Here is a 12,144-nt window from a genome sequence, read left to right as displayed (position 1 = left end):
GATTTATCTTCCGTGTTATGATCTTCTCACGAGCCAAGAACGGAGAGAGGCGACCGGAGGCGGAAGTCTGCTCCACCGGAGGAGGGTCATCATGGACCATTCAACTGGAATTGATCACATCACGCTCTGCGTGGAGGACCTCAATGCGGCGGAGTTTCTCTTCACCAAGGTCCTCGGTTTTGAGGCGATCTGGTCGGCTCGGGACGTAGGTACTGAAAACTCTTCGATGGATACGGTCGTCGTGCAGCGAGGCAGCGCCAAGATCGCGCTCATGCAGGGCCGGGACAAGACGACAAAGTCGCAGATCAGTCAGTTTATCGAGAAATACGGTCAGGGCGTGCAACACATCGCTCTTGAGGTCGATGACATCGAGGCGGCCTGTCGGGAATGGGAGGCTCATGGCGTCAAGTTCAGCGGATCGTTGAAGGAAGGACGCGACGGATTCGGTCCTCTCAAACAGCGATTCACCTTTCCGCTGTTCCCTGGGAGCGGGTTGTTCATTGAATTGACCCAGCGGGTCCATGGAGAAGAGAAGTCGAAAACTTTCGTCCGAAGCACGGTTGAGTCTCTCTACAAGGACATCGAGCGTGATCAAGCATCGGGAATGGAACGGACCATCATCGATTACCGGACATCCTCGACTCCAGGAGAGAAGAAACCGTTGAAGCGTGCCTCGTAGGAACACATTAGGCTTTCAAGAGGGCCCGGCCATGTATCTCAACAGAAAAGGCAAGGTTCCCAATCAAGCCCACGTCGGCATTCCCGAAGGATTATGCGAGGAGGAGCATGGACGAGACGGGTTCGCCGGACCGGTGTCGCATTTGTACCGCGTCCATCCCCCAACGGGGTGGCTGAAGATCGATGGACCGCTCAAACCCCGAGCCTTTGCCTGCGTCCGGCTCTTGACCCCGACCACCCGATCCGAAGCGAGTGGGCCGACCCTCATGATGCAGAGCCGCGATGTGAGCCTATACGTGTCCTACCGGGCCGAGACGATGACCCATTTCGTTCGCAACGCCGACGGAGATGAAGTCCATTTCATTCATCAGGGCACAGGGAGGTTTGAGACGGACTACGGGACCCTTGCTTACGAAACGGGCGATTACGTCGTAATCCCAAAAGGAACGACCTATCGCATGCACGTCGATGCCGGCCCATCTGTCTCTCTCATCGTTGAAACGCCCGAATCCGTCACGGTACCGGATCGCGGGCCGCTCGGCCAGCATGCCCTGTTCGACAAGGGTGTCCTTGTCGCTCCTGAATTGGGAACGGTGGAACCATCGGAAGCTCAGGGCCGAGAGTGGGAAGTCCACATCAAGCGGCTCGGGCAGTCCACGAGGGTGGTCTACCCCTTCTATCCGATGGACGTGGTCGGATGGAAAGGAGATCTGTGGGCGGCCAAGTTGAACGTGCGCGATTTTCGCCCGGTCACAAGTCCCCGCTACCACTTGCCGCCGAGCGTTCATGGAACATTCAAAGCCGGTGGATGCCTGATTTCCACCTTCGCGCCCAGGCCGCTGGAAAGCGATCCTGAGGCGCTCCGTGTTCCGTTCTACCATCGCAATACGGACTACGATGAAGCGCTTTTCTATCATCAGGGGGATTTTTTCAGCCGCGCGGGAATTCAGCCGGGCATGCTGACCTTGCACCCCCAGGGCATCCACCACGGACCGCAGCCGCAGGCCGTGCAAGCCAGCAAAGAAAAGACGCAGACAAGCGAAGTGGCGGTGATGATCGAATCCAAGACCCCGTTCACGGTACGGCCGGAGATGGAATCCGTGGAAGTAAAGGACTATGCGCTGAGTTGGAGCCGCCGATGAAGCTCGTCAGTTTTCGGATTGCAACACCTGTCGGTCCGTTCACACGGGTGGGCGCCATGCACGGCCCCAACCTGGTCGACTTGAACATGGCCTATGCGCGCTGGTTGGCCGATCAAGGCGAAGCGCAACCGCACCGCTTGGCTAACGCGCAGGTACCCTCGGATATGCTGCAGTTTCTCGAAGGAGGGACGTCGACGATGGCCGCCGCGCGGCGGGCAATGGGCTATGCCGTCACGCTCCCGCCTTCGGCCACGGGTCCGTGCGGTGAGACGATCGTCTATCTCTCATCCGACGTTCAGCTCACGGCCCCCTTGGTCGATCCACCTTCCCTGCGCGACTTTATCGCCTTCGAAGACCACATTGCGGCGACTTCGAAGAAGCGCGGGCAGCCGATTCCCCCCGAATGGTACAAAGCGCCCGTCTACTATAAGGGCAATCACCGAACCATGATCGGGCCGGATCAGAACCTGGCGTGGCCCCTGGACACGACAAAGCTGGATTACGAGTTGGAATTGGCCTGTGTCATCGGGCGCAAGGGCAGAGACATTCCGGAACGAGATGCGCAGGAATACATCGCCGGGTACACGATCATGAATGACTTCAGTGCCCGCGACATCCAGTTCCAAGAGATGGCCTGTCGGTTGGGTCCCGCAAAAGGCAAAGATTTTGCGACGGCGCTTGGCCCCTGCCTGGTGACTTCCGACGAGATTGCCGATCTCGGCGGACTCATCATGATCGCGCGGGTGAACGGACAAGAATGGTCGCGAGGTCGATTCGGAACGATTCACTGGTCCTTCCCGCAAATGATCGAACACGTGTCGCGCGGGGAAGTGATTTATCCGGGAGACATCTTCGGCTCCGGAACCGTAGGTGGAGGATGCGGACTCGAAATGGACCGTTACTTGAAGCCGGGAGACGTGGTGGAGTTGGAAATTCAGCCCATCGGCGTCCTCAGAACCCGCATCGTAAGATCCACGTCATGACGGAAGAGAAGCGCGCATGGGTGTCTTGACGGTTGAACGGGCGCTCGCGGAATTGGCTGAACGACACCGCCGGCTCTACGGCGGACCGTCCGTTGACGCGAAGTTGGAAGCGATCGTTCGCGAGGGGTTGCACACCCGACTGACCGTTTCCGATATCCTTCGCATCTTGCGGACCACGCAATCGGTCTTCTTTGATACCCACGTCGAGGTCGTATCGGGTCATCACACGGCCACCTATCTACGGTTCGAGTCCGTTGCCCGTTCCCCGCAGCTGATCGGCTGGTTGGCCGGTGATATGGCCCAGTGGATCCGAACAGCGTTCGCCAGCGATCCGATCGCCGGCATCGTTGCCACCACGTCGGCCGCGGAAAGGCTCGCCGAGGGGGTCGCACATGTCCTTCACGACACGATGCGGTTGCGCGTGGCACTGACGCCCTACAACAACGAGACGGGGCGCATCGGGACGGACATCGTCGGCGGCGCGATCAAACCCGGCGAGCGATTCTTGGCGCTCAACGATGTCACCACGCGCGGCAACTGTGTCAGCAAACTCGGCAAGGTAATCACCGACAACGGAGGCCTGTTGGCCGGAATGATGGTTTTTGCGCGTCGGGATAGCGGTCAATTCCCATTGATGAATGCCCTGACCGCGCAGTATCCCTTCTATTACACGACGGATCTCGATATGCCGCAGTGGGAACAGGCGAATTGTCCTCTGTGCGGGATGAACAGACCCTTGCTGTCCTGGAAAGATATGCCGGAACTCTGACAACACTCGACGCCAACTGGAGGAGCCTATGGACATCGAGATGGTAAGCCAGCACATCAAGCGAGCCGATCTCCTCCAGATGTACTACTACCTCCTTCTCACCCGATCTCTGGAAGATCGCATCACGGCACTCTATCGGCAGGGACGTATCGTCGGTGGGTGCTATACCAGCCACGGCATGGAGGCCATTGCGGTCGGCTATGCGTCCGCCATCGAGCGCGATGATGTCATCGCTCCATTCCATCGAGACATGGGAGCCTTCCTCATTCGCGGGATCACGCCGGGCGAAGTCCTGGCCCAATATCTCGGCAAGCGAACCGGGCCGACGAAGGGGAAAGACGGCAATGTTCACATGGGTGATCTCAAGCGGGGCGTGCTCGGCTTTGTCAGCCACTTGGCCGACAATCTGCCTGTCGCGACAGGCGCGGCGCTGGCCTTCAAGATACGAGGTGAATCCCGCGTCGTCGTCGCCGGAACCGGCGATGGCGGAACCAGCCGCGGCGACTTCCACGAAGCCATGAACTTCGCGGCGGTGCGCAAACTCCCCGTCGTCTTCTTCTGCAACAACAACCAATATGCCTATTCGACGCCGCAACGCCTGCAGATGGCGATTACCGACGTGGTAGACCGGGCCATGGCCTATGGGATGCCGGGGGAGATCGTGGACGGGAACGACGTGGCAGCCGTGTATCTGGCGTCGAAGCGCGCCGCCGCGAGAGCCCGCGCGGGCGAAGGGCCGACATTCCTCGAGTTCAAGACCATGCGCATGCATGGGCATTCCGAGCACGACGCGGCCAAATACGTTCCCCATGAACTCCTGGAGGAGTGGAAGGCGAAAGACCCGATCCTGAAGGCCGAGCGCCTGCTCACGCAACTCGGCTACGGCGACGAAGGATACTTTCAGGAGGTCGCCGACCGGGCGAAGAAAGAAGTCGAAGCAGGCCTGGAGTTTGCCGACCACAGTCCTCTGCCGGAAGGACGGGAAGTACTGGAAGGAGTGTTCGCTTCAGAAGAAGAGGTGCAATCATGACGACCGCCACGACGTCGGTCGAAATCTCATATTTGGAAGCCATTTCGCAGGCTCTGGATGAGGAGATGGCCCGCGACGAACGAGTGTTCCTCATGGGCGAAGACATCGGCGCCTACGGTGGGGCGTTCAAGATCACTGAAGGCTTTCTCCAGAAATACGGCGAGTGGCGGGTCTTGGACACCCCGCTGGCCGAGTCTGGATTTGTGGGAGCGGCCATCGGAGCCGCGATGATGGGCCTGCGGCCGGTCGTCGAAATGCAGTTCGCCGACTTCATTTCTTGCGCATTCGACCAGATCACCGAGGTCGCGGCGAAAAATCACTACCGTTGGGGGGCCGCGGTGCCGATGGTCATTCGCGCGCCCTTCGGGGGCGGTGTGCACGGCGGTCCCTTTCACTCCGAGTGTCCTGAAGGCTGGTTCTTCCACTCGCCGGGGCTCAAACTCGTCGCCCCTTCAACTCCCTATGACGCGAAGGGTCTTCTGAAGGCCGCCATTCGGGACCCCAATCCGGTCATTTACTTCGAACATAAGTTTCTCTATCGGCGCATCAAGGCGACGCTTCCGCAGCACGATTACATTGTACCGATCGGGAAGGCCGACGTGAAGCGAGCCGGGAACGATATCTCGGTCATCACGTACGGGGCGATGGTCCACCTGGCGCTGGAGGCCGCCCAGCTCCTGGCTCAAGAAGGGATCGATCTGGATGTGGTCGATCTGCGCACGCTGATTCCGCTCGACAAAGAGACGGTCTACGGATCGGTGCGCAAGACCGGTAAAGCCATCCTGTTGCACGAGGATAACAAGACGGGCGGAATCGGAGCCGAAGTCGCGGCGCTCCTGGCCGAGGAATGTTTTGACTGCTTGGACGGTCCGATCGTCCGCATTGCTCCACCCGATACGCCCGTGCCGTTCAGCACACCCTTGGAGGAATTCTTTCTCCCAAAGACCGGCGACATCGTTGAAGCGGCGCGGAAGTTGGCGGCGTATTAACCGAGTTGTGAGTTATGAGTGTTGAGTTAATCGGAAACTCAACACTCAATACTTGGAACTGAGAACTTCATCCATGGCGACCGACATTACGATGCCTCAGCTCGGAGAAAGCATCGCTGAAGGAACTGTCGTGAAGTGGTTCATCCCAGCCGGTGGAATCATTCAAAAGGATCAAGCCCTCTTGGAAGTGGAAACAGAAAAAGTGGATCTGGAGATCCCCTCGCCGGTTACGGGAGTCTTGAGCGAAATCATCGTCCGAGAGGGCGACACTGTCCCCGTGGGAACGTTACTGGCACGGATCGAGAGCACTCCTCCCTCCGAAGTCATCAACCGTGTCGGCGGAGTCGTCGTCCGTCCGTCGCAACCGATAGCGGAAGGTGAAGCCCGTCACTCTCCTGTCGTGCGGCAACTGGCCAGGGAGCATGGAATCGATCTGTCGCAGATCAAGGGAACCGGCACGGGAGGACGGATCACCAAGAAAGATGTGCAGGAGTTCATCGCCTGCGCCGGAAGCCAAGCCGTATCGCCGCCTCCCGGCGGCGAGCTGTCGATGGGTGAAGACGTCCGGCCTCTGACACAGATGCGGAGAACGATCGCCGACCGGATGGTGAAAAGCAAGCAGACCTCGGCCCATGTCACCACGTTCTTCGAAGCCGACTTCTCGGGCATCGCCAAGTTCCGTGAAGCCCTTCGACAGCGGTCGGAGCAGGGCCTGACCTACCTGCCCTTCGTGATCCGAGCCGTGACCCGTGCGATCCGAGAGCTGCCGATCGTGAACTCGTCATGGGGAGAACACGGCATCGTCATCAAGAAGGATATTCATATCGGCATCGCCACGGCGCTGGATGAGGGACTCTTGGTTCCGGTGGTGCGTCACGCGGATCGGAAGGCACTCACCCTGTTGGCCAAAGAAGTGGCGGACTTGGCCGACCGCGCCAGAACCAAGAAATTGAGCCCCGAGGAAGTCCAGGGGGGAACGTTTACGATCACCAACCACGGCGGATTCGGCAGCTTGTTCAGCACACCGATCATTCACCAACCCCAGATTGCGATCTTGGGCGTCGGCGCAATCCTAAAGCGCGCCGTGGTCATCGACGATGCCATCGCAATCCGTAGAATGGGCTACTTGAGCCTCTCGTTTGACCACCGAGTCATCGACGGGGCGACGGCGGATCAGTTCATGGCGAAGGTCAGAGGATATCTCGAACAGAGTCAATGGGAGCCCATCCTGTGAGCCGAACACAGCGGGCGGTCATCGTCAGCGCGGTACGAACGCCGCTAGGCAGCTTCAACGGGGCGTTCAGCCCCGTGCCCGCTACCAGGCTGGGGAGTATCGTCATCGCGGAGGCGTTGACGCGCATCGGCCTGCCTCCCGAGCATGTAGACGACGTGTACATGGGCTGCGTCCTCAGCGCCGGGCTCGGGCAGGCGCCGGCCAGACAAGCCTCGATCGGAGCCGGAATCCCCCACTCGGTCGGCGCCACGACGGTGAACAAGGTCTGCGGGTCCAGCCTCCAGACCGTGATCATGGCCTCCAGAGCGATCGCGCTCGGCGAGGCGCGCGTCGTCGTGGCCGGCGGCATGGAGAGCATGACCAGGGCGCCCTATTTGTTGGAAAAGGCCAGACAGGGGTATCGACTGGGACATGCGGAGCTGGTGGACAGCCTGGTCAAGGACGGACTCTGGGACGTCTACAACAATTTTCACATGGGTAACGCCGGCGAGTTGTGCGCCGCCAAGTATCGGCTCACGCGCCAGGAACTCGACGACTTTGCCTTAGAAAGTTACCGTCGGGCCAGGGAAGCGATCGTGACCGGTTCTTTCAAGCGGGAAATTGTCCCGGTTGAGGTGCCGCGGCGGAAAGGCGCGCCCGCGATCATTTCGGAGGATGAAGAGCCGACGCGAGTTGATCTGGACAACCTGCGCAACCTCAAGCCGGTGTTCCAGGAACAGGGGGTCCTGACCGGGGGCAATTCTCCTTCTTGCAACGACGGAGCGGCCGCGGTTGTCGTCATGGCGGAAGAAGAAGCCGCGCGGCTCGGCCTCGTGCCGCTGGCGCGTATCGTTGGATACGCCGGAGCGGCGCTGGCGCCGGAGTGGTTTACGATTGCGCCGGTCGAGGCGATTGGGCGAGCGCTCAAGACAGCCGGTCTCTCCATCGGCGACATCGATCTGTTTGAGATCAATGAAGCGTTCTCGGCCGTCTCACTCGCCGTCAACAGAGAATTGGGCCTCGATCCCAAGCAGGTCAACGTCAACGGTGGAGCGGTCGCCCTAGGCCATCCCATCGGCGCGACCGGCGCGAGGATTCTGACCACCCTCCTGCACGCAATGGAAGCTCGCGGCGCCAGACGGGGGATAGCCGGTCTCTGTATCGGCGGTGGAGAGGCGTTGGCCGTGGTGGTGGAAAGGAGATAATCGAGGCAAGAGGGTATGAGACTCGACGACGTCAAGACAATCGGCATCGTCGGTGCCGGCCAGATGGGTCGGGGCATTGCCCAGGTCTGTGCGACCGCCGGTTACCCTGTTCTGCTGGAGGACGTGGACGAGTCGTCGCTCACGGCGGCGCTCGCTAAGATCCGCGCCGGTCTGGAACATGCCGTGGAGCGAGGCAGTCTTACCGATCTCCAAGCGGGAGAAGCGCAGGCGCTCATCCGTCCGCTCGGTGATCTCCACCGGCTACACGAGGTCCAGCTCGTCATCGAGGCGATTCCCGAAGACCTCTCGCTCAAAGAACGCCTCTTCGCAGAATTGCATCGAGTCTGCCGACCGAACGCGGTCCTGGCCAGCAACACCTCGTCGATTTCAATCACCAAACTGGGCGCGGCCGCCGGTCGGCCCGACCGGGTGGTGGGCCTGCACTTCATGAATCCGGCCCCTGTCATGCGCCTAGTGGAAGTCGTCCGCGGTCTCGACACTTCGGAGAGCACGCTGACTCTGGCTCTCGACCTGGCGAAGCGGCTGGGGAAGACCCCTGTGGTGGCCAAAGACGTGCCGGGATTCATCGTGAATCGAATCCTCATTCCGATGATCAATGAGGCGATCTTCGCGCTGGAGAAAGGGGTTGCGTCGGCCGCAGACATTGACCTCGCCATGACGACCGGAGCCAACCATCCGGTCGGGCCCTTGTCGCTGGCGGATCGGATAGGCCTTGATACGGTGCTGTCCATTTGTGAAGTGTTGTACCGGAACTTGGACGATGCCAAGTTCCGTCCCTGCCCCCTGCTCCGGCGTTACGTCGAGGCGGGATGGTTGGGGCGTAAGAGCGGTCGGGGGTTCTATCTCTACGAGACGAGCGGAGAGAGACGCGAGGCGCTGAGCAACAGGACGTGATCCCTCGCCCTTCGTCCCGTGAGATTGAACTAGCCGGAGGGAGGACTCGATGCACGAGCGCAAACCTCGATTCGCCTCGCTCTCGGGATTGGACGTCAACCGTGTCTACTCCCACGATGATCTGAACGATTGGTCACCAAAGGACGATCTCGGCTCGCCCGGCGAATTCCCCTACACTCGCGGAGTTTATCCCACCATGTATCGAGGCCGTCTTTGGACGATGCGGCAGTTCGCCGGCTTTGGATCCGCTGCCGATACCAACCGCCGATTCAAATACCTGCTCCAGCAGGGGCAGAACGGACTCAGCGTCGCCTTCGATATGCCGACCCTGATGGGTATGGATGCCGACGATCCGCGCGCCCACGGCGAAGTGGGACACTGCGGAGTGGCCATCTCGTCATTGGCCGATATGGAACGCCTCTTCGACGGCATTCGGCTGGACCAGGTCACCACCTCGATGACGATCAACGGACCGGCCGCCGTCATCTTTGCCATGTACCTGGCTGTCGCGGAGAAACAGGGTATTCCGTTCGATCGCCTGGGCGGAACGTTGCAAAACGACATCCTGAAGGAATACATCGCCCAGAAGGAATGGCTGTTCCCCCCGGAACCTTCGCTAGCCCTCATCATCAACACCATCGAGTATTGCGCGACACGGGTCCCCAAATGGCATCCGGTCAGTATCAGCGGCTATCACATTCGCGAGGCCGGATCGACGGCCGCTCAGGAGCTGGCGTTTACCCTGTACGATGGGCTGACCTACGTCGAAGCGGCGGTCAAAGCCGGCCTTGTCGTCGACAGCTTCGCTCCGCAACTCTCGTTCTTCTTCAATGCCCACAACGATCTCTTCGAGGAGGTCGCCAAGTTCCGCGCAGCCCGGAGGCTGTGGGCGCGCGAGATGCAGCGACGCTATCATCCCGAGGATCCGCGGTCGTTGCAGCTCCGTTTCCACGCACAGACGGCGGGCTGCTCGCTCACTGCGCAGCAGCCCATGAACAACGTGGTGCGCACCACGTTGCAGGCCCTGGCGGCAGTGCTCGGCGGCGCGCAATCTCTCCATACCAATTCCATGGATGAGACTCTGGCCCTGCCGACCGAAGCGGCGGTGAAGCTCGCGCTCCGTACCCAGCAGATCATCGCCCAGGAAAGCGAAGTGCCGAACACGGTCGATCCGCTCGGGGGATCGTACTATGTCGAATCATTGACCAATCGTCTTGAGGACGCGGCGCTCGACTACTTCCGACGGTTGGACGACATGGGCGGCATGGTGAAAGCCATCGAACAGGGGTTCCCTCAACGGGAAATTCTCGATGCCTCGCAGCAGTATCAGCGTGACATAGAGCGGGCGGAACGAATCGTCGTCGGTGTCAGCGATTATGTAGAAGAGGAGGAACAACGGATCCCGATCCTGAGGGTCGGACCGGAAGTCGAACAGGAGCAGGTCGGACGCCTGTCGGACCTCCGCAAATCGCGCGATCCGTTCAAGATGGCCGGCGCAGTCGAGGAACTGCAAGAAATCGCCTCGTGCGGTGAAAACGTCATGCCGTCTCTCATCGAAGCGGTAAAGGCGAAGGCGACGCTGGGGGAAATTTGCGCGGCGTTGAAGGAAGTGTTGGGTGTATACAGAGAACCGGTGGTGTTGTGAAGGGAGGATGGATGGATGGAATGCTTGCACGCTCCAGGTGCCTCGGCTCGACCGTCCTATGCTTCGCGTCTGGCTCGGCTGCGCAACTCGGTCCGTCGGCGCGTTGCGTCAACGGACCATCGAACAGTGCTCGCCGTCGTGGGGCACGACCGCATCCGCTCAGCATGGACGGTGCCCCGAGCTTCGGCACAAGTCGCGTGCGCAGCGTTCCATCCTTCCCTTGGTGACGGAAGAGGGGAGACTCGCTCCCAGCTCATCGTCATCCGCAGCATGAATGATGGAAGCGAAAATGGCGATTGACGAATGACCATTGACGATTGACGGAGTGTTATGAAGCTCGGCGCGTTTGAAATATACCCGGTGAGCGACGGCCGGTTCCGGCTGGACGGCGGCGCGATGTTCGGGGTCGTGCCGAAGGTCCTCTGGCAACAGTGCTGCGAGGCCGATGACCAGAATCGCATTTCGTTGAGTCTGACCTGTTTGCTGATCCGGGCCCATGGGAAAAATATCCTCGTGGACACGGGGTTGGGCTCCAAGGAGGACGCCAAGTTTCAGCGCCTGTTCGCCGTCGAGCGGACACCGACGTTGCTGGACTCCTTGGGACGGTTGGGTGTGGGACCGGACGACGTCCATATCGTGATCAACACCCATCTGCATTTCGACCACGCGGGCGGGAACACGATGAGCGAGAACGGGACCATTGTCCCCGCATTCGCCAAAGCCCAATATTTCGTCCAGCAGGGCGAGTTTGAAGATGCCGCACGAGCCAATGAACGGACCAAGGCCAGTTACCGGCGCGACAACTTCACCCCGATCGCCCACATGAATCGGTGGGAATTTCTACATGGCGACACGGAGCTGCTTCCCGGCATCACCGCCGTCGTCACCGCCGGTCATACCCGCTGCCACCAGGCCGTCAAGATTGAATCGAAGGGACAGACCGCCTTGTTCCTCGGCGATCTGATTCCGACCGTGTCGCACCTCCCCCTGCCGTACATCATGGGCTACGATCTGTTCCCGATCCAGACGCTGGAGACAAAACGTTGGGTCTTGGATCGGGCGTTTGACGAGCACTGGCTGTTGTTGTTCGAACATGATCCGAGGATCCAGGCCGGTCATGTCAAAAAGGATCCAGAGGGCAAGTACTTCCTCCAGGAGGTGAAGGCATGGCAGTGACGACACAACCCCTTCGCGTCTTGATCGGGAAAGTCGGTCTCGACGGCCATGACCGGGGAGTGAAGTTGATCGCGCGGGCCTTGCGTGATGCCGGAATGGAAGTCATCTATACCGGCCTTCATCAGACGCCGGAGCAGATCGTCGGCGCAGCGATTCAGGAAGATGTCGATGCGATCGGCCTGAGCATCCTCTCGGGGGCGCACAATACGCTCTTCCGGCGTGTGTTGGAGCTGCTCAAAGACCAGGGCGCCGACGACATCGCCTTGTTCGGCGGCGGCATCATTCCCGACGACGACCTTCCCGCTCTCAAAGCGGCCGGCGTCAAGGCCCTGTTCAGACCGGGAGCCTCCATGCATGAAATCGTGGACTTCGTGGAGAGGCTCAACGCGAAGGGTTGAC

At 60.2% G+C, this 12,144-nt stretch carries 12 protein-coding genes; all 12 read left to right on the top strand.

From position 1 onward, the window contains the following. Nucleotides 1-91 precede the first annotated feature (91 nt). Nucleotides 92-679: a VOC family protein gene (locus tag P0111_03190; protein MDF0643009.1), complete on the top strand. Its 588-nt coding sequence runs from the start codon at nucleotides 92-94 to the stop codon at nucleotides 677-679. Nucleotides 680-710: 31 nt separating this feature from the next. Continuing rightward, nucleotides 711-1,820, top strand: coding sequence for a homogentisate 1,2-dioxygenase (locus P0111_03185; GenBank protein ID MDF0643008.1), 1,110 nt, complete (start codon nucleotides 711-713; stop codon nucleotides 1,818-1,820). Beyond that, nucleotides 1,817-2,803: a fumarylacetoacetate hydrolase family protein gene (locus P0111_03180; GenBank protein MDF0643007.1), complete on the top strand. Its 987-nt coding sequence runs from the start codon at nucleotides 1,817-1,819 to the stop codon at nucleotides 2,801-2,803. The genes P0111_03185 and P0111_03180 overlap by 4 nt, the downstream gene beginning before the upstream one ends. Before the next feature lie 16 nt (nucleotides 2,804-2,819). Beyond that, a complete protein-coding gene (locus P0111_03175) occupies nucleotides 2,820-3,572 on the top strand; it encodes a hypothetical protein (protein MDF0643006.1) in 753 nt (250 codons plus the stop codon). A gap of 28 nt (nucleotides 3,573-3,600) precedes the next feature. Next, nucleotides 3,601-4,602: a thiamine pyrophosphate-dependent dehydrogenase E1 component subunit alpha gene (locus P0111_03170; GenBank protein ID MDF0643005.1), complete on the top strand. Its 1,002-nt coding sequence runs from the start codon at nucleotides 3,601-3,603 to the stop codon at nucleotides 4,600-4,602. After that, the gene (locus P0111_03165) at nucleotides 4,599-5,591 is read left to right on the top strand and encodes an alpha-ketoacid dehydrogenase subunit beta (protein MDF0643004.1); all 993 of its coding nucleotides are present in this window, start codon (nucleotides 4,599-4,601) and stop codon (nucleotides 5,589-5,591) included. The genes P0111_03170 and P0111_03165 overlap by 4 nt, the downstream gene beginning before the upstream one ends. A 91-nt stretch (nucleotides 5,592-5,682) precedes the next feature. Continuing rightward, entirely contained in the window at nucleotides 5,683-6,825 is a 1,143-nt protein-coding gene (locus P0111_03160; GenBank protein ID MDF0643003.1) for a dihydrolipoamide acetyltransferase family protein, read from the top strand. Next, nucleotides 6,822-8,009, top strand: coding sequence for a thiolase family protein (locus tag P0111_03155; protein MDF0643002.1), 1,188 nt, complete (start codon nucleotides 6,822-6,824; stop codon nucleotides 8,007-8,009). Before P0111_03160 ends, P0111_03155 begins: the two co-directional genes overlap by 4 nt. Nucleotides 8,010-8,024: 15 nt before the next feature. Further along, on the top strand, nucleotides 8,025-8,924 hold the full coding sequence (locus P0111_03150) for a 3-hydroxyacyl-CoA dehydrogenase NAD-binding domain-containing protein (protein MDF0643001.1): 900 nt from the start codon (nucleotides 8,025-8,027) through the stop codon (nucleotides 8,922-8,924). Between the two features lie 49 nt (nucleotides 8,925-8,973). Continuing rightward, the gene (locus P0111_03145; GenBank protein MDF0643000.1) at nucleotides 8,974-10,569 is read left to right on the top strand and encodes a methylmalonyl-CoA mutase family protein; all 1,596 of its coding nucleotides are present in this window, start codon (nucleotides 8,974-8,976) and stop codon (nucleotides 10,567-10,569) included. Between the two features lie 330 nt (nucleotides 10,570-10,899). After that, nucleotides 10,900-11,745 carry an MBL fold metallo-hydrolase gene (locus tag P0111_03140; GenBank protein ID MDF0642999.1) on the top strand — a complete coding sequence of 282 codons (846 nt, stop codon included), beginning with the start codon at nucleotides 10,900-10,902 and terminating at the stop codon, nucleotides 11,743-11,745. Then, entirely contained in the window at nucleotides 11,736-12,143 is a 408-nt protein-coding gene (locus tag P0111_03135; GenBank protein MDF0642998.1) for a cobalamin B12-binding domain-containing protein, read from the top strand. The genes P0111_03140 and P0111_03135 overlap by 10 nt, the downstream gene beginning before the upstream one ends. The last annotated feature ends 1 nt before the right edge of the window (nucleotide 12,144 follow it).

The organism is Nitrospira sp. (assembly GCA_029194535.1).
Classification (GTDB): domain Bacteria; phylum Nitrospirota; class Nitrospiria; order Nitrospirales; family Nitrospiraceae; genus Nitrospira_C.
The sequence above is the reverse complement of the archived record's forward strand: the minus strand, read 5'-3'. Positions and strand labels throughout refer to the sequence as shown.